Genomic DNA, 17550 nt, shown 5'->3' with positions numbered 1-17550 from the left:
CGCCGCCACCGCTTCGGCCGAACACCACAGTGGTACACCGTAGTTCGGCGTCGCGATCGTGTCGCTGACATCAGAGAAGATGACAGCTTCCCTCCGAGCGCGATGAGATCCAGGGACCTCATATGCCCCCGACAACCCGTCCCATAGCCTCGGGCAGACGGCGGGTACTTGGCAGTCACCGCCCTCGTGGACGGCCAGCCTGCCCGGGTCTTCGACACACACCTGACCCAACGACGTCAAGAAGCAGTCCGGGCGGAACAGACCGGCGTACTCGCGGCGGAGGTGACCCGGCACGACCGCGCGTTCGTTCTCGGCGACTTCAACGCGACGCCGGATGCCGCCGAACTCACCAGGATGTGGGGGCTGGCTGCGGATGCGGCCTCCAAGTGCGGCCCCTCGGCCACCGGTACCTGCGAGCCGACCACGATTGACACAGCAAGCGTCCAGTAGCCCCTCAGGGTGATCTCCGAGGGGCTATTTCGTGGCGCGGGGGACGAACGGCGGAGAGTGCGTCAGGCGGCGCCCGTGGCCTCAGCCGGGGCCACGGAAGGCAGGACAAGGCGAAGGCGGCGGCCTTCTTCGCCACTTTGATCAGACTCGTTGGCCTCGGACAGTGTCTCCCCTGCGTCTGCGGTGGCGACGGATCCCTCGTCCCCCACCGTGGCCACGGCGAGGGGTCCCTCTGGGGTGGGCTGCTCAGCTGCGTTGCGGCGTGGTACGAGGTCGACGGGCGCGTTGGCTGCTGCCTGTTCGAACTGCGGCATCAGCGAGGTGTAGGTGTCGGCGGTGAGCTGGTAGCTGCTGTGGCCGAGTAGGGCCTGGATGGCCTTCATGGACAGGCCGGCGGCGAGGCTGAGGGACGCCGCGCAGTGTCGTAGGTCGTGGAGTCGGATGGGTGGTAGGGCGAGGCGTTTGATGAATCGCTCGAAGGCTTGGGAGACGTTGTTGGGGTGCCAGGGGCTTCCGTCGGCTTGGGTGAAGACCTTGCCGGAGTTGATGTAGGGACCGTACTTGGCGGGGTTGTCTCGGTGTTTTTGTTCCTACTCAGCTTGCTGGGCTTTCTGTACGTCGCGCCAGGCTTGGAGTAGGGCGAAGGTGGCGTGGTCGAGGGTGAGGCTGCGTTTGCCTGCGCGGCTCTTGGGGGTGTCTTCCCATACCTCGTAGGCGGTGTTGGTGGACAGCTGCTCGACAATCCTGGCGGCCCCGTGGGTCATGTCGACTTCGGTCCAGGGCAGGCCCGTTGCTTCGCCGCGGCGTGGGGCGCGGAACACCATGAGGTGCCACATGATGTACATGGGGTGGTCGGCTGCGGCGTCGAGGAATTCGCCGGTCTGGTCGGGGGTCCACACCATGACGGGGCTGGGCTTTTCGCCGGTGAGTTTCCAGCGGGCGATGCGTTCGTCTGTCCAGACGAGGGCTTCGGATACTTACGCTCCTGGCGGTGTTCAAGCAGCGATGGCACCACTATGTGCCTGTGGCCGAGTTCTTCAAGCCCGGCCCGTGACCAGCAGGGTGCTCGATTGGAGCTGTGGTCTCGTGGGGCAGCTGGGCTGGCGGCCCATTGCGAGTGGGCGGGGTGATTGTTAGCCTCGCTTCGATCTTCACTTGCTGTAGGCGCACCGCTACAAGTTCGGGGTGGGTTATGGGGCGGCCGTGGGAAGCGGATCCGGATGCTGGTTTTGCTCGCCGACTGGGGCGTTCGCCCGCCGAGTTGGGGTTGACGAGTTCCACGGAGACGTGTCCGGATATGTGGGAACTGTCGAATGGTGATGTGGCGGTGATCGGCCGCGAGGCTCCATCGGAGCTTGTTGCGCGTCTTCCTGAGGATGCGTCGATCGGTCCGGACGAGCGGCTGGTGATTCTTCCGCGGAGTCTGGTAGTTGCGGCCAAGCCGGATATTCCCGATGCGTGATGCGGGTGACGTGGGCCAGCCCTGCAATGCCGAGGCTGGCCCAGACGGGATCCGTCGCGTGGTGGGCCTGCCCGAGGCTGAGCGTGGCCCGCTTCTTCCCGTCTCTGACTATCTGGCGGCGTTCCGGGAGGACTATGCGCACGAGAGCGTGTCGGTGGTCGACAAGGTGGAGTGCGGTCAGCGTTTCCGGGAGCCGGGGTTCGCTTCGTGGGACGCTTTCGATCGTGGGGCGTGGCGCGAGTCGATGGCTCTCCTGACGGGCGAACGGCCAAAGATGGCTCGGCAGTTCTCCGCTGCTGAGCAGCGTGGGCTCCGCTTGCGTCGTGTCCGATATATCGAGCTTCCTGTATCGGACTATGTGGTGTGGGAGATGGCTGTGCTGCGGCAGCGTGTTGATCTTGGGGAGCAGGTTCGTGTCTTGGTCGGCCAGGGCCGACCCGGCTTTCAAGCACCCCCCCGCTGGTTTTCCGAACTTGTCATTCTCGGGACGTACTCGCTCTTTGAGTTGAGGTACAAGCCAGATGGTGCTCTGGCTGGCGCGTATCGGCACACTGATCCACTCCTGATGGATGCGTGCCGGACAGACTTTGAGACCTTGTACTCCGCGGGTGAGGATCTTGCAGCCTTCCATGCGCGGGAGACGGAGCCAGTGCTTCGTGCCCGGTGTGCGGAGAGTGTGAAGTGACTGCGGACCCACGCCCACCGATGGTGAATCAGCGCCCGAGTGTGAAGCGGCCTTGGTATCGGTCCCGAGCTGCTCTTCTGGCCCTGTCGGTTCTGGCGATCGTCGGCGCTCTGAGCCTCGTGGTCTTGTCGCCGTTCGCGCTGCGGGCCTTCGACCCCGCCACGGACAGGGAGTGGCAGGACGTCAGCGAGATCGCCCAAGCTTATGGGGCGGTGTCGGCGCTGCTGTCCGCGCTGGCGGTTGTTGGCGTGGCGGTGTCCTTGGTGCTTCAGGCCCGTGAAGCGAAGGCGACACGGCTGCAAGGCTCCAGGACCATGCACATCGACCTGACCAAGATGGCCATGGACAATCCCGAGTACCTGGACTGCTGGGGCGGCCCCGATTCCACTCGTACTGTGCTGCTGCGCCGTCAGCACTTGTATGTGAATCTCGCGATCTCGCACTGGTCCATGGAGTACGAGGTCGGGGACCTTACCGATGAGTGGGTTGCCGCTGCAGCCGACGAGATCTTTGCCGGCGAGATCGGCCGCTCCTTTTGGGCCCGCGCCCGCGCAAGCCGCATAGCGACGGCCAAGACTCGCCGCTCACGCCGTCTGCATCGGATCATGGATGCCTGCTACGAGCAGGCGCTCCTCACCCCGCCACGCACGGCTCCGGCCCTGCCCGATCTAGGGGTTCCGGGAGTAATTCCACCGCGTGTGGGCGATCCGGAAGGCTCTGCTCGCAGGGACTCCTAAGAGGGCACAAGTCTGATCCGCAGGGGTGAGCATGCTCTGCCCCGGTCTCACGAAGCCGGGGGCAGAGCAGGGTCCGAGAAGCAGCCAGCAGCTCGGATAGGACATGTTTCACGGTAGTGCACTGAAGGTCGGGCAAATGCATGGCGGGTTCAACTCCCCCCCGGACCCTGTGCCATCTGCGGCGTGCGTGTTTTTCACCCACTCTTCACGGCGTCATCTCATCTGCCGTTGAGGCGAGTGATCGTATCCAATATCTCTCCAGATGTGAGCGCATGGGCGGAATTTGCCTGCATGCTCGGCAACAGCGTGCCTTGTAGTGCGAGTTAGGCCCCAAAAGGGAAATGCCCTCCGTCATCCAGCGTCTTCTCGGCGGGCCAAGGGCCAGCCATTCGCGGCGGCATGGTGTGCTGTTAGCCTCCTGGGGCTTGTGCTGGTTGTTGGCTATCGGGGGTTTGTGCGTGACGCTCATTATGGCGGCCGCGGCGATATACGGCGTCCTGCAATTGGCCCTGCTGGCCTCGCCGGTGCGGTCCTTGAAACTCACCACCGTGCTGGTGACGGTCGCGGTCGGTGTGTACGGCAGCGGCGTCATGGCAGTGCTCATCGAGTACTTCTACGCGCGCGCCGCCGTCTCGCGTCCGAGCCAGTCACTGACCGAGGCGATGGGGAGCGGCTCCTACACCCTCGTCCCGGTGGTCGAGGAACTCGCGCAGATCGCGCCTCTGGTACTGGCGGGGGTGAACCTGAAGATCCGCTCCCAGTTGGGCTTCGCCGACTTCGTCGTCCTGGGCGCCGCGACCGGCGCCGGCCTCGGCCTCCTGGAGGTCCTGCTCTCACACATGCTGGACGCCCAGCGGGCCTTCCCGCTGCCCGGCGGCGGGGGCTGGATGCTGTCGGGCGGGATCGGCAGCATCGGCAAGGGCTCCCCCTACATTCCCGACTGGTCGACCGTGCTGAGCACGTGGCTGCCGAACTCGTTGGGCAGCCTGGACTTCAGCTTCACCCAGACAAGCCTGGGCATCAATCTGCACCTGGTGTGGGGAGCCGTCGACGGGCTGGGCGTGGCGCTGTTGCTGCGGGCCCGGGGCTGGCGGCGCCTGCTGGGCGTGCTGCCGCTGGTCTACGCGATCGGGCACCACGCGTTGTTCAACTACACCGGCGGCGGCTCGGGCGGCCCCGGGTGGGCCAAGACTCTGTTCAAGTTTCCCGACGCCGTCCTTGAATGGGCACCCCTGGTCTGCCTGGTGCTCGCCATGGGCCTGGACTACGCGGCGATACGCCGGGGCCGTGGCGCCATGTCCGCCATCCTGCTGGACGCCGAACGCGAAGGTCGCACTGGACTGGCCGCGTTGGGCGGTTTCGCGGCCTGGCGCGTGCCCTGGAGTCTGCTGATCGCGCTGCGCTTCGCCCGCATGCGCCGGTCCCTCTGCTATGCCGCCGGACGCGTCCCCCCTGACCGCCTGGAGAGCCTGCATGCCGCGGTTGCGAACACCGCGGCACGGATGAACGCCTCCAACCACCAAGGCGCCTGGGAGACGACCCGGGTGCGCAGCCTGCTCAAGTCGGCGCGCCACCTGCGGCCCTGGCGGCGACGCTGGCCGATGCTGGTCATTCCGCTGATCCTGATGCTGCCGTCACTGCTCTTCCTCGGGGTGGGCTCATTCACGTCCACGAAGGGCCTCCAGGAGTGGTTCACCACCGGTAACGGCCCCCGGATTCTGCTGTGGTTCGGGATCGCGGCCATGGCCTGGACGGTGCTGCTGCTGGCGCTCCTGCTGCGCGCCTGGCGGAAGGCGAGCCAGCAGCCGCTGGCTGAGGTCGTCGCGCTGATACGGCTGCGCGTGTGGGCGGCGGCGGGGTCCATGGTGACCGGGGGGCTGTTGCTGTTCGTCCACTATCGCCAGGGCGAGCCGCTGGACGGAGACGCCACCGGCCCTGCAGCGATGCTCCTGGCATTTCTGGAGGACCTCGATCTGTATGCGGGGATCGCCTTCACCATCGTCGCGCTCTTCGGGCTCCTCATGCTCTTCCCGCCCGCCGGTCTTGCCCTGGCCGGCGGCGGGGTGGCCGCAGGCGCGGCGGGATCACTGGGAGTCGCCGAGATCAGCGCCCTCGGCGTGGTGGGTATTGCCCTTATGGCGAACGGGAGTCAGGGTGGCAGCAATGACGCCATGCCGTCGGAGTCGCGTAGCGGGAAGGGGGGTGGCTCACCGACAGGCCGGGGTTCTATCGATGAGTCGGAGAAGCCGTTTTCGCCGAAGGAACGCAGAATCGCCGAGGAACTGGAGGGGGAGGGTAAACATGTGAAGGCGGTTAAGGAATCGACGGTAGACGGCGAGAAGCGGGCAGACTCGCTGGTGGACGGAGTTCCGACTGAATTCAAGTCTCTGGCTCCAGAGGCCACCCCGAATGCGATCAAGAACAATCTCAACACCGCCAAGAAGCAGGCGCGTGACGCGATCATCGATACGCGTAATAGCACGGTCAGCGAGGATCAGGCGAGGGAGGTACTCGGGAAGTGGCTGCGTAACAACCCACCCGGGCGCATGAACTCCATCAGGATCATTGGCAATAATTACAACATTACCTGGCCCTAGGAACCTTCACATGAGCGAGCATCACTACGTCTTCGTCCATCCGAGCTCTCCACATGAGCAGCTGGTCGCTGATCTCGCCTGGGCCTGCGGTGTCCAGCTGCGTGCGCTCGACAGCAACCCTGACGTTGACTACAGCGCGAACCTCGGGTATGCGGCCATCGAGCTTGAGCTGGAACATGAGTATGAGGAAGACCAAGGGATGCCGTTCGAGCGGTACAACTCGGTTTTCGCGGTCAGGGACTTCGATTCGGACATCGGACGGCAGGAAGCCACTGCCCGACAAATCTACGAAAGGTTGGCCTCCCTGAGGCGCTACTACCTTCTTCTCACATTGGACGTACAGGAGTTCCTTGATGCGGCCACGCCGGATCAAGGTGCGGGACAAGGACGGCAAGCCGCCCCATGAGGTTGGGCCACACCAACTGGACCTACTGTGAGGATTGGAACACGCTCACCGAAGAGTCGATGGGTCCGCTGAAGCCTGAGGAGGCTCAGGCCCGCCACGCTTCTGGGGAGTTGTACACCGCAGTCGCCCGCCCCGCGGAGACTTCCGCTCCGGAACTACGTGTGCACATCCGTCTGGAAACCGGCTATGCCGCTGTCGTCTTCATGGACGGTTACGGACGCACGTCTTTCGAGTACACCTTCACCATCCTCAATGGAGCACTGTTCCTTGAAACGGTAACCTTCTATGATTACGGCGATTCCACTGAACGTGGCGGATATGCAGATTCCGAGCGCATGGAGTCATACGACTTCAACCCGGACGGAATTGTCGTACAGGAGATCGAAATCGGAGACGATGTCTCCAGCGAGAGTCGCCGGGGCATCGACATGAGCAGCAACTGGGAGCCGATCCCCCCGTTCGGCGCCTACGACTCCCTGATCCAACGCCAACGGTGAACAGCGGCGCCCACTGAATCGAAACCCAGATACTGCGGTTCGGAAGCATCTTCATGGCGCGGGCCCTGCTTTTCACGCACCTACTGTCGGGGGCATGAGTACGTACCTGGAGCCCCGCCGCGTTCGGATCGCGGCCCGCCCGGATGAGGCTCTCAGCGACTACCTCTCCGCCACCCCCCGGCGACGACCTCGAACGCGTCATGCGTGAGGTACCTGAGCTGCTCTCGCTTGTGTAATCCGAGAGCGAACTGGACCAGGTAACGGAGACGTTGGGTCTCGAAATTCTGGCGCCAAACGGTGCCACACTCCGACAGTGGTTCGACTATCTCGGGTCCGCGATCGCCACCTATCGTCAGACCATCCATAAACCAGTGCTGTTCCAAAGTCCTTTGATCTTGGTGTCGTTGGTGGTCGCGGCGTGAGGCCGAGGAGATCGAGTGGACAAGTGAAGGGCCGTAGGACATCTCCCGGAGGCTGGCGGTGATGCTGGTGCGGAGCATGCCGTCGATGCCGTTGAGGGTGTCCGAGATGCTGATGGTCCGATCCAGCAGTGCCCGACGTTGCCGCCCTGGCGGATGCTGTCAGGGTGTTCGACGGTGACTGCGAAGGTGAAGACGCGAGTGACCTGGCCGCGGTCGTCCAGGCGGCCATTGTGGCCCGAGGCAGGCCGACAGCGCCCCCACACCAAACTTCGGTGCGGGACGCCGTGTGTTCGTCTTGTCATTCCCCTACAGCCCGTCGGTGTTCAGCTCAGCCAGGTGCTCCCGCAGGAACGGGTGCGTCTGCCCGTCGGTGGCAACGTCTTCGTTGTCGAAGCGGCTGTGTGCCCAATGACGTCTTGCCGCTGAAACCGCCGCACCGTCAGCCGAACCACCACTTCGCCCCGCCGACAGGCAGTTCGGCGAGGCGCCGCTGATGCCGGCTGTGCACCCGCCGGGAGACCTCCGCACAGTCGGGACACGCCAACCTCCCCGACATTGCTGTGGGCGTCGACCACGACCAGCCTGTCCATCTCCGTGAACTGGTCGAGCACCAGCCCTACCGCCTTCGGCAGCAGAGCCTCCTGCAGCATGGTTAAGTCCCGCATGACCAGGCATTCCCGCCCGAGCGCGATCGGCATGCGTTGGTGAGACTGAGGTGATGCCATCACACTCTGGGCCCGCCTCGCGCCTCGTGGGTGGGCGTTGTCAGTGCCGGGTGCGACGATCGCACACATGACTGAGACAGCTGGCGCGAGTTACGACTGGCGGGGTTTCCTCACGCGGTGGAGCGAGGAGTGGGCGGACGCATACGATCCCGATGATGCGCGGGACTCGGGCGATGAGGAGGCCCGTCGCACCCGCTGGCTCGGCTTCGAACCCGCGGCGCCCGCGCGTGTCGCGGCTCTCGAAGAACGCCTTGGGCACCGGCTGCCGCCGTCGTACCAGACGTTCTTGGAGGTCACCAACGGCTGGCGGCATGCGGGCGGGTTCGTGTGGCTGCTCGCGGGCACGGAGGAGGCCCGCTGGCACGAGGACGACGCGGGACTCGCCGAGATCTTCCAGGAGAACCTGGACGAGGATGCGACGCGGGAGGAGGTCCTGGAAGCCACGATCTGGACGCGAGGGCTCGAACTGGCCGTGGACTCCGACGCCATGACTGTCATGCTCGACCCGGAAGACGTGGACCCGCTCGGCGAATGGGCGGTGTACACGTGGGCCCCCTGGCGCGCCAGTCCTCCGGAACGGCACGCGTCCTTCTGGGAGTTCATGCAGGATGCCTACCGGGAGTTCCACAGCCTGCGGGCTCGGTCCGACGACGCGCCGGAATTCGTGAACGCCACGACCGAATCGCTGGACGCCATGGTGGAGGAGGCGCGGCGTGACGCGCTGCGCGGCGACTACGAGCGGGCCGAAGCGGTCTTCGCGCAGGCGCAGAAGTACGGCAGGCCCCGCGCCGGGGCGCTGCGGGACCAGATCGTGTGGCTGCTCGGCGACCGCCACGCCAAGCACTTCGACGGGCTCGCTGCCGACCCGGTGTACGCGCCGGAGCTGTTGCCCGCCCTGATCGCCGGCCGCGGGGAGCGGACCTGGCGTGGCGACGGGGCATATGAGGGCCACGTGCGTGGCAGGTCCGACGAGGTGCGCGCGCTGGAGCGGGTGGTGCTGCGACAACTGCGGGAGGGCACCTACGCCTACACCGCTTCAGGCCCGTTCGGCGACGCCGTGGAGAGGGCCCGGGAACAGGCACGGTGGGGCGAGGTGGACGCGGCCTGGCGGACGCTGCTGACCGCGCTGCCCCAGTGGCAGCCGCTGGGTGTTGACCACCTCGCACCCGTCGGCCTCGTCGCCGACCCGCTGCTCGGGCCGCTGCTCACGCAGGAGCGTGGTCGGGCGCTGCTGGCCACCCCCAGAGGCGAGGAGGCGACCGGCAGTCGGGCCGTTCCGGTCGACGAGGACCCCCAAGGCATGGCGTGGCTCGCCGAACGGCCTTCGAACGGCCAGCGCCGAGGCTACCGATTCCTCCTCGTCGAGGGCGTAGAGCCCGACGCGCTGCCCGCCCTCATCGGCGCCGAGGACGGCACGGAGCTGCACGAGCCGATGACCCTGTGGGATGCGCGTTCGAAACTGCGGTCGAGTGGGACGTCCTCCTCGTACGACGACAAAGCACTGGTCGCCGTCGGCCGGGCCGGGCACGGCTGGAGCTTCGCATTCGACAGTGCGCCACACCCGTTCAACGAGGCACGGTTCACCTCCCCGGCCGTCGCCGCCTCACGACACGGCCGCGCCGTCGTGGTCTGGGCCTCGTCCGACGAGTTCGACAGGGGCGCTCTGTTCCACCTCTCGGTGGCCCAGCGCAGCACAGAACGTTACGCGTACACGGTCCTGGGCGAACGCTGCGACCGCTCCGGAGAGATTCCGCAGGACCTGGACCCCGACCGCCTCTTCTCCGAGGCTCGAAGCGGCGGCCGGAACCGGGAACTGCCGGGCGAGGCCGCCGCCCTGACGGCGATCGCCACGACGTTCGGTGCCACACTGCCCCGATTCGCCCTCGACCACGGCCGACTGCACACCTTCGTCACCCGCTCCTGGACGCGCCCGCCGGGACCCGGCGAGACGTACACAGTCATTACCTTCGGCCCACCTCGACCAAATACCTCAGACGCGTGAACTCCCCTCTACTGCCCGGCAATTCCCTGGATCCTGCCCAGCATCGCGATCGCTATAGGCAGTCGATCATGACGGTCCCGAGATGTCGGCCAGACCCAAATTCAAAGAGGGAATGGCTGCGCGACCTCGATGCCGCTATCCGCTGCCACGCCTGCTCGGAACCTATATCCCGTTTCAAAGTCGGGGCTACCGTTGCTGAAGCCCCTGCGGTCTGCGGTGGGCGGGCAGAGGGGGGCGACGAGTCCATGAGGAACTGGCTGTACATCCTGGACCCAAAGAAGAATCAGATGGACGGCGGGCCGTCGACGCCACGCCACGTGCTGGCCCTCGCTCAAACCAGCCCCCGGCAGGACTGGTGGCTGTCCGTGCCTCGCCACATGCAGCGCGGAGACCGCATCTGGATCTACTTCGCCACCCCGGAGAAGAAGGTCGCGGCGATGGGCTACGTCGAGGACGAGCCCTACGGGGTGACCTGGGACGCCAAGTACCCGTGGAGATTCTCCGCGACGCTGCACGAGCAGGCAACGCGCGCATTACACAACTCCCCTGTGAAACTCGCAGAGATGACCAACCAGCACCCTCAAGGCGTCACCCTCGTCAAGAGCCAGGACCTTCCTCTGTTGTTGAAGCGTGCGGGACTGTAACGATGACACCTCCCTAGCGTTCGCAAGGCGTGTATCGCTATGTCTAGCGAACGCTAGGGGAGGAGCATCATGCCAACGCGTATCAAGTTCAACTTCGGTGACGACGCCACGGAATTCGCCACGAAGCACAGGTCCGACGACGTGGCCCGCGCCCTGTACGACGCCCTCTGTGAGGATCGGGCCGCCTCGGCGCCCACAGCGACAGAGTTCATGGATCTGCTGCGAGACATCGCGCACATCAGTCATCTCATCCAGCACCTGGAAGGCTGGCGTGAGTTGGCGATGGTCAAGGCGGATGAGACCAGCGAGGACGCCGACCGATCCGCGCTGGGCATCGCAGCGAGCATGCCCCCCTCTCGGGTCTACCGAATCTTGGAGCGGAACGGCCGCCCGAGACAGCGGCAGAAGGGCACACAGTCCGGCTGTCTGGAGAACGCCGTGCTGGACGAGGGTGGCACCTGGACCCCTCGCGTGCTGTTGAGGTGCTGGAGACACTGGGGCACAGCGTCGACGAGAAGCAAGCGCGCAAGCTGCTTCGCGACCTCGCCCACGAGGAAGTACTAGTGAAGGAAGAAGGCCGTCGCGCCCGCTACCGCAAGGCTGGCGAGTAACTACGAGTTCGGGCCCAGCGGGCAGCAGCTCCGCCGCTGACCCGTAACCGCTGAGCTTCGCGCACCTAGGGTCGGCTTCATGAGCACGTACCTGGAGCCCCGCCGCGTTCGGATCGCTGCCCGCCCGGAGGAGTCCGCGGTCATCGAGATCGACGGGCACGATGTCGCATCGGCTGTTGAGGCGTACAGGATCACGCAGACCGTCGACGACGGCCCCGAGGTCACCTTGTACGTTCAGCAGGGATGGCGTGGCGTGGAGTACGACGGCCTGGCCGAGGTGGTTGTGGAGCCCGCGGACGTGCGGCATGTCGTGATCGGCTTCCTTGAGGCGGTGGACTGGCAGAAGCTCGATGAGGCTGTTCTCGACCGGGATGACCTGGATGGGCGGCCGGGTGAGCTGACCCGCGGGATGCTGGCGCAGCTGAGGGAGTGGGCTGCGGGTGCTTGACCAGTCCGGGCTCGTCCGGTTTGCGGAGCGCCATCTGATGCCGGACAAGGTGCAGGTCAGCCGGGGCAGTGGTGACGACATGCTCGACCCGGCGACTGGCGACCTTCTGTCGACACCGCCAGTGACTGTGTACGAGGACAAGGCGGGGCTCTACGCGCATCAGGAGCGGATCCGCAGCAAGGGTTCGGGGCAAGACGGTGCGTATGTCCAGGAGGTGCGTGCCGGTTACCGGCTGCTGTTGCCGCTTGAGGCTCCGGAGGTTTGGGAGAACGACACTGTCCTCATCGTTGAGGCTCGCGACGAGCAGGCCGTTGGCCGTACGTACCGGGTATCGGCGTTGGGTGAAGTGCCGTCGTTCCCGGTGCTGCGCACCGTGTGGCTGGAGGAGCACAACCGAACGCTGGTGGCGCAGTGAGCGGCGGGACATTTCAGGACCCGTCACACCTCGCAGCGGTGTTGAACCGTGGCGGGAAGGCGGCGGTGTCCGCGGCTGAGATCGCGAAGCGGCACGGCGCGAAGGCATTGGTGGTGCAGGTGCAGCGCAATGCCTCCGGCCGCCCGGGCCCACGGGTGGTCACCGGCAAGTATCGGGCGTCGTGGCAGTCCGAAGTCCATCGGGCCGGGCCCGTGATCGTGGGTGCGGTCGGGACGGACGCGCCGCAGGGCAGGCGGCTGGAGTTCGGGTTCGTCGGCGTTGATTCCTTGGGCCGTCACTACAACCAGCCCCCGTTCCCGCATCTGGGCCTCGCAGTCAATGCCTTCGCAGCCGTCGCATACGCTCCACGCACATTCACCAACCGTCCCGAGCTGATGGCGCGCGGCGCGTTCACCGCCGTGGTCGACCTCACCTCCGGCAAGGTCACCAAGCTGCCCTTCACCGCATCGCTTGCCTATTTCAGCCCAGGCTGCGGCAACGGCGAGCAGGCTGTGTTCACCCAGCTCACAGCCGACAGCGACAAGAAGCAGCAGACCCGGCTGGTCACCGTGAACACGCACACCGGCAAGCAGTCCAAGCCGGCCACTTACCCTGGGCAGGTCACCTCCGCGATCCCGACACAGCACGGGATCGTTGCCGCCCACGGCAACAAACTGGTCCGCCTGAACGGCACCAAGAAGACCGAGCTTCTCCGCACACGCACGGTGCCCTTTGACATCACCGCCGACGCCGACGGCGGCGTCACATACATCGAGCGTGACCTGGACAAGAAGGCCTCCAAGAAACCCCAGAGCCGCGCCAAGTACCTCACGAAGGACAAGACGCGCGGCGGCAAGACGCATGCGGCCACAGTGGCTTCCGGCAGGCTCACCGACTGGAGCTTGACCCCCACGGCCGCCGGGCGCGTGTTCATCACAGGCAAGGCCACCAGCAAGGGCAAGCTGCCCGCCCGCCTTTCCAACCCCGGACACCTGGCCAAGGGCGCACGCATGTCCAGTCTGGGGCACGCCGCGGTCTCCACCACGTGGGCGGACGGCAAGACCAGCCTGATCGCCCCCAAAGAAGCAGATTCCGTGCGTTCGGCTCGCACACATCTGACGGTTTTGGGCACTGGCAAGTCGGTCACGCTGGATGCCAAGCCTGCCGCTACCGGGAAGAACGCTGACACCGGAACTCGCTCCTCCCCCGCGCTTACCGCACCTGAGACGAAGGGCAGTTCCAAGGGAGGCGTCTCCACGCAGAACCTTCGCATCCAACCTCTGGCGGCCTCGCCGACCAGCCCGAGTGAAGGCAGCGACGAACGCTACTGCGCGGTGGCCCGAAACGACGTCAAGAAGCAAGCATTTCAGCCCACCCCGCGCCAGGTCGAATGGGCTGTGGACCAGGCCGTCGTCGGAGAACTGCGCTTTGACCGTCCGGCGAACTGGAAGAACACCGGCATGGACAGGTACAGCCCCAACGGGCTGTTCCCGGCGCACACGTTGGCCGGCGATCCCAACGGAACCCTCGACAACGAGGACCCCGACGTCACCGACAAGTGGCACATCCCCGCCCAGGTGATGCTCGGTATCACCGCGCAGGAATCCAACATGTGGCAGGCAACCCGATTCGCCGTACCCGGTGTGACCGCCAACAGCCTCATAGGCAACTACTACGGGACCCAGTACGCCTCCGACGGCACCCAGGCCGACCCCTGGCGCATCAACTTCTCGGACGCCGACTGCGGCTACGGCATCACCCAGGCCACTGACGGCATGCGCCTGGCGGGAAAGACGAAGAAGGGCGAAACAGCCCTTCCCCCCGCAACCCAGGAAGCCGTCGCGCTGGACTACACCGCCAACATCGCCTATGGCACAACAATCCTGACCAGGAAGTGGAACGACCTTCACGGCGCCGGGATGAAGATCAACAACGGTCACCCACAGTGGATCGAGAACTGGTTCTTCGCCCTGTGGGCCTACAACTCCGGGTTCTACAGCGCCGCGGACTCTGCAGGACACAAGGGCCTGGGCTGGACCAACAATCCGGCCAACCCGCTGTGGAAAGCCAACCGCACCCCGTTCCTGGAGAACGCGGCCGGCAATGACGACTACAGCCACGCGGCGCACCCGCAGGACTGGCCCTACCAGGAAAAGGTCATCGGATGGGCCGCTCGACCCATCTCCGCCATGTTCGGGCCCGGTGATTTCCAGGCCGGATACCGGCCTGCCTGGTGGAACAGTGAGGCGCAACGTACCGCCGCCAAGCCGCCCGTCGATCTGTTCTGCACCGCGGACAACAACTGCGACCCCTCGAAGATCAGCGACAGCGACACCAACGACCCGGGTCAAGGAGCCTGCAAGCTCGATGCGGGCGACAGCGACACCAACCCGCACTGGCTGCACTGCTGGTGGGACAAATCAGCCAAGTGGAAAGACTGCGACGCGCAGGCCGAATGCGGCAACAGCGTGCACCGCTTCACCACCAGCTACCCCGAGCAGGCCGACGCCAACTCCTACCCGCCCCGCTGTTCCACCGGCCTCCCCGCCGATGCTCTGATCGTCGACGACCTGCCAGAGGGGACCACCCCGGCAGGAGCGGGCAGCCGTGGATGCGGCGCCGCGAAGTCCGACGGCACCTTCGCCTTCACCTACCAGCCATCCGACATCACCGACTCCGACACGGGTGACACGGTCACCACCTATCCAGGCAAGATCGATACCCATCAGATTGGCGCCGGCTACCAGAACCATTTCTGGTTCGCTCACACCCGTTCACCTGAGTCTTCCCCCTCGCCGGGCGACCGGATGAAGGTGAACGGCACCTGGAAGCTGGGCAAGGAGATTCCTGGACTCGGCATGGCCAAGGTGTACGCACACATTCCCGACCACGGTGCACAGACCTCCAAGGCCGTCTACCGCATCAAGCATGACCAGGGCACCACTGAGAAGGCGATCTCTCAGACAGACAACCAGTCCAACAAGTGGGTCGACCTGGGCGCCTACTGGTTCGCCAACAACAGACCCGAAGTTAGCCTGGACAACTTCAACGGCGGCGACGGCACCAAGGACATCGCCTGGGACGCGCTCGCGTTCGTTCCCGGCGACTACTCCGGCATCCCTTCCGACCTCACCTTCGGCAACCCCGACCCCAACGCACCCGACCCGGCACCAGTCGAGCCGCCGAACACGATCAACGGCCGGTTCTTCGACGCGGCCGACAACGGGACGTCGGCCAAGCAGCGAGACAGTGGCAAACCGCTACTTGAGGCCGGCACATCCAAGAACACTCCGGCCTCCAAATCAGCAAGGGCCTCCTCCGGGGAAACGAAGAGCTGTTCGGTTTCGGCAATCTCCATGACCTACACGCGAACCGACGCGTGCATCGTGGACGAGGTGTACATCAATCAGGCAAACCCGACCAAGAGCGCCGGGTTCACCTACCGGCACGAAATCCACACCGACCCCAACAGCGACACCTTCACGCAGAAGGTCTACATCAAGCTCAAGAGCATGACCGGCGCCAAGAACGCCACCCTGAACGTCGACTTCGACTGCCGGGGCTACTGCGTGAAGGAAGACCCGGTGTGGGCCGGAAGCACGACCTTCACCACCGGCGACACCCACACCGCCATCGCCACACAGACAATCAAATGGAACAAGGGCACCGACCACTCGGTCATCAACCCTCGCTGGACTTTCCGCGGGAAGCTCGACGGGGTGAACACTGCTAGCACGCCCACCATCGAGAAGAGCCCCTTCGACATCCGCTGTGACGTCGAGGTAAAGACCGCGGCGGGCTGCGTATTCAGCTGGTACAAGCCCACATACGTCATGAATTCGAAGAAGTTCCCGGCGGCAGCGGCGCACGCCTGGCTGGTCCAGAAAATGCTCCCGGGCCACTACGGGCTGCGGGGAACCGGCGATCCACTCACCTTCCTCTCGGACGATGTCCTGGTGCCAGACCCGCCCACCTCGAACAAATCGATCGTGGACCACAACCGTGACAAGATCTGCCCGACGTCGTGGACACGCAGCCCGCTGGCGACCATGTCACCAGAACTGGGCGCAAACGATGTGCCATCGTGTGACGAGTTCCCCTTCGCAGCGAGCTGGCACAGTGCCGCCACCCCCAAGTCCTGGGGAGGCAAGAACGCCAACGCGCCAGCCTCGGGCGTCGGTTCAGGTAATGAGTGCCTGAACACCATCGCGCAGAAGGGCTCGGACGGGAAATGGCGGCTCGTCCCGGATTCCCGATACCACGTACCGACGTGGAACGAACCGTGCGGCCGATCCAGCATGTCCAACAATCAGAACACACAGTCGATGAGCCTGTTCCCGACTTTCCGGAGGAACAACCGCGTCCTGGAAGGCGACGACTACTGGCTGGACGCGCAGAAGCCGTAGCCCCACTGCCATGTAGACAAAGAACATTGCCCTAGCAGCCCCAGAGGCTGCCCGTCTCTCCCAAGCCGTACGCGACGGCGGCCTCGAAGACCGCAACCTGGTCTTGAGGCCGCCGTTGTCAACGTATAGGCGAAGGCCGGTCAGTCCCAGGCCACCCGTCCGTCCTGGACGTACGCGCGCCGTCCGCGCGTGAGGACACTGCCTGCCTCGGGGTTCTCCAGCGCGTCAGCCATAGCCTCCAGAACTTCCTCAAGTGATGAGGCATAAGACTTGGCGTAGTCAGTCTCCCGGTAGGCCAGGACCGGGACACTCTCACCGGTCTGTCCGGCGTCCAGGGTCAGCCCGTAGTGGGCATCAGACTCAGCCAGAACGGGAACCCACGATGGCTTCCACCAGTCCTCGTCGCCGATGTCCTCGGCGATACGCAGAAACTGCCGGTGATGGGCAACGATACTTTGACAGTCCAGGAACACCTCACCTCCGGGAAAAATCTTGGAGTCCAGATGAGGGATGAGCTGGGTGCCCCCGGGGATGGAGATGCGCGGGTCCTTCGCGGTACTCCCGTTGTTCAAGCGCAGCCACGTCTCTAGAGGCTGAGGCACGCGGAACCCGAGAGCATCATTCAACTGTCGAATGTCAGCAACCGTGGCCGGCGGATTGAGTGCCTGTGCACTGGCAGGGGCTTCGCTCTCCAGCCAACGCACGATCCGGGTCCAGGATGAGGTGATGTCGTCTGTATAGGACATGAAATCTCCGGCTGAGATGGCGGGGCACGCGGGCAGCCCGTCGTTCCATCTTGAAGTGGGGGCTGAAGCCTGCGCTAACGGCACATCCTTACATGCCCACGAAGGGCAAGCAGAGTTTCCACCACACCCTATGGCGCCCTGACCTGCGGGAACAGCAGCGTGCATACAGCTTCCGATCGAAACAGCTGAGTGGCCGTCTTGATAGGTGGCGAGCGACCAGTCGGAGGCCAAGCTGCGCTCAGCGAGTGACAACTCGGTTGCGAAAAGCTTGGCCACGTAGATGACGATGCCTGCATG

At 65.1% G+C, this 17550-nt stretch carries 15 protein-coding genes and 1 pseudogene; 13 read left to right on the top strand and 3 right to left on the bottom strand.

Going from position 1 to position 17550, the window contains the following annotated elements; translation table 11 throughout:
• Nucleotides 1-156: 156 nt before the first annotated feature.
• Nucleotides 157-426: pseudogene (locus ABXJ52_RS30025) on the top strand (endonuclease/exonuclease/phosphatase family protein); the annotation flags it as partial.
• Between the two features lie 86 nt (nucleotides 427-512).
• Here ABXJ52_RS30025 and ABXJ52_RS30020 read toward each other — a convergent pair.
• Nucleotides 513-998 carry a tyrosine-type recombinase/integrase gene (locus ABXJ52_RS30020; protein ID WP_367049375.1) on the bottom strand — a complete coding sequence of 162 codons (486 nt, stop codon included), beginning with the start codon at nucleotides 996-998 and terminating at the stop codon, nucleotides 513-515.
• A gap of 42 nt (nucleotides 999-1040) precedes the next feature.
• A complete protein-coding gene (locus ABXJ52_RS30015) occupies nucleotides 1041-1352 on the bottom strand; it encodes a hypothetical protein (protein ID WP_367046171.1) in 312 nt (103 codons plus the stop codon).
• Between the two features lie 395 nt (nucleotides 1353-1747).
• Here ABXJ52_RS30015 and ABXJ52_RS30010 point away from each other — a divergent pair, with 395 nt between their 5' ends.
• The 12 genes from ABXJ52_RS30010 to ABXJ52_RS29955 all read left to right on the top strand — a co-directional run bounded on the left by ABXJ52_RS30010 (nucleotide 1748) and on the right by ABXJ52_RS29955 (nucleotide 16507).
• A complete protein-coding gene (locus ABXJ52_RS30010) occupies nucleotides 1748-1912 on the top strand; it encodes a hypothetical protein (RefSeq protein ID WP_367046169.1) in 165 nt (54 codons plus the stop codon).
• A complete protein-coding gene (locus ABXJ52_RS30005; protein ID WP_367046167.1) occupies nucleotides 1905-2597 on the top strand; it encodes a DUF6879 family protein in 693 nt (230 codons plus the stop codon). Before ABXJ52_RS30010 ends, ABXJ52_RS30005 begins: the two co-directional genes overlap by 8 nt.
• Nucleotides 2598-2617: 20 nt before the next feature.
• Nucleotides 2618-3334: a DUF6082 family protein gene (locus ABXJ52_RS30000; protein WP_367046165.1), complete on the top strand. Its 717-nt coding sequence runs from the start codon at nucleotides 2618-2620 to the stop codon at nucleotides 3332-3334.
• A 458-nt stretch (nucleotides 3335-3792) separates the two neighbouring features.
• A complete protein-coding gene (locus ABXJ52_RS29995) occupies nucleotides 3793-5931 on the top strand; it encodes a hypothetical protein (RefSeq protein WP_367046163.1) in 2139 nt (712 codons plus the stop codon).
• A gap of 10 nt (nucleotides 5932-5941) precedes the next feature.
• Complete coding sequence (locus ABXJ52_RS29990; RefSeq protein ID WP_367046161.1) at nucleotides 5942-6337, top strand: hypothetical protein; 396 nt, start codon at nucleotides 5942-5944, stop codon at nucleotides 6335-6337.
• Nucleotides 6334-6834 (top strand): hypothetical protein, encoded by a 501-nt coding sequence (locus ABXJ52_RS29985; RefSeq protein WP_367046159.1) that lies wholly within the window; start codon nucleotides 6334-6336, stop codon nucleotides 6832-6834. The genes ABXJ52_RS29990 and ABXJ52_RS29985 overlap by 4 nt, the downstream gene beginning before the upstream one ends.
• A gap of 1214 nt (nucleotides 6835-8048) precedes the next feature.
• A complete protein-coding gene (locus ABXJ52_RS29980) occupies nucleotides 8049-9983 on the top strand; it encodes an SMI1/KNR4 family protein (protein ID WP_367046158.1) in 1935 nt (644 codons plus the stop codon).
• Between the two features lie 245 nt (nucleotides 9984-10228).
• Complete coding sequence (locus tag ABXJ52_RS29975) at nucleotides 10229-10627, top strand: hypothetical protein (protein WP_367046156.1); 399 nt, start codon at nucleotides 10229-10231, stop codon at nucleotides 10625-10627.
• Between the two features lie 69 nt (nucleotides 10628-10696).
• Nucleotides 10697-11191: a hypothetical protein gene (locus ABXJ52_RS29970; RefSeq protein WP_367046154.1), complete on the top strand. Its 495-nt coding sequence runs from the start codon at nucleotides 10697-10699 to the stop codon at nucleotides 11189-11191.
• 126 nt (nucleotides 11192-11317) lie between these two features.
• A complete protein-coding gene (locus ABXJ52_RS29965; protein ID WP_367046152.1) occupies nucleotides 11318-11686 on the top strand; it encodes a hypothetical protein in 369 nt (122 codons plus the stop codon).
• Nucleotides 11679-12101, top strand: coding sequence for a DUF6093 family protein (locus ABXJ52_RS29960; protein ID WP_367046151.1), 423 nt, complete (start codon nucleotides 11679-11681; stop codon nucleotides 12099-12101). Before ABXJ52_RS29965 ends, ABXJ52_RS29960 begins: the two co-directional genes overlap by 8 nt.
• Before the next feature lie 65 nt (nucleotides 12102-12166).
• Nucleotides 12167-16507 (top strand): hypothetical protein, encoded by a 4341-nt coding sequence (locus ABXJ52_RS29955; protein ID WP_367046149.1) that lies wholly within the window; start codon nucleotides 12167-12169, stop codon nucleotides 16505-16507.
• Between the two features lie 140 nt (nucleotides 16508-16647).
• Here the strand turns inward: ABXJ52_RS29955 and ABXJ52_RS29950 are convergent, their stop codons facing one another.
• Nucleotides 16648-17253, bottom strand: a complete 606-nt coding sequence (locus ABXJ52_RS29950) for an SMI1/KNR4 family protein (RefSeq protein ID WP_367046147.1) — start codon at nucleotides 17251-17253, stop codon at nucleotides 16648-16650.
• Nucleotides 17254-17550: the final 297 nt, after the last annotated feature.

Origin of the sequence: Streptomyces sp. Je 1-332, from assembly GCF_040730185.1 — a bacterium.
Lineage (GTDB): Bacteria > Actinomycetota > Actinomycetes > Streptomycetales > Streptomycetaceae > Streptomyces.
The sequence above is the reverse complement of the archived record's forward strand: the minus strand, read 5'-3'. Positions and strand labels throughout refer to the sequence as shown.

Excerpts from the sequence above, each read along its gene's own strand:
- ABXJ52_RS30015 (WP_367046171.1), bottom strand. The coding sequence starts at position 1,352 with ATGGTGTGGACCCCCGACCAGACCGGCGAATTCCTCGACGCCGCAGCC.
- ABXJ52_RS30010 (WP_367046169.1), top strand. The coding sequence starts at position 1,748 with ATGTGGGAACTGTCGAATGGTGATGTGGCGGTGATCGGCCGCGAGGCT.
- ABXJ52_RS30005 (WP_367046167.1), top strand. The coding sequence starts at position 1,905 with ATGCGTGATGCGGGTGACGTGGGCCAGCCCTGCAATGCCGAGGCTGGC.
- ABXJ52_RS30000 (WP_367046165.1), top strand. The coding sequence starts at position 2,618 with ATGGTGAATCAGCGCCCGAGTGTGAAGCGGCCTTGGTATCGGTCCCGA.
- ABXJ52_RS29990 (WP_367046161.1), top strand. The coding sequence starts at position 5,942 with ATGAGCGAGCATCACTACGTCTTCGTCCATCCGAGCTCTCCACATGAG.
- ABXJ52_RS29985 (WP_367046159.1), top strand. The coding sequence starts at position 6,334 with ATGAGGTTGGGCCACACCAACTGGACCTACTGTGAGGATTGGAACACG.
- ABXJ52_RS29980 (WP_367046158.1), top strand. The coding sequence starts at position 8,049 with ATGACTGAGACAGCTGGCGCGAGTTACGACTGGCGGGGTTTCCTCACG.
- ABXJ52_RS29975 (WP_367046156.1), top strand. The coding sequence starts at position 10,229 with ATGAGGAACTGGCTGTACATCCTGGACCCAAAGAAGAATCAGATGGAC.
- ABXJ52_RS29970 (WP_367046154.1), top strand. The coding sequence starts at position 10,697 with ATGCCAACGCGTATCAAGTTCAACTTCGGTGACGACGCCACGGAATTC.
- ABXJ52_RS29965 (WP_367046152.1), top strand. The coding sequence starts at position 11,318 with ATGAGCACGTACCTGGAGCCCCGCCGCGTTCGGATCGCTGCCCGCCCG.
- ABXJ52_RS29950 (WP_367046147.1), bottom strand. The coding sequence starts at position 17,253 with ATGTCCTATACAGACGACATCACCTCATCCTGGACCCGGATCGTGCGT.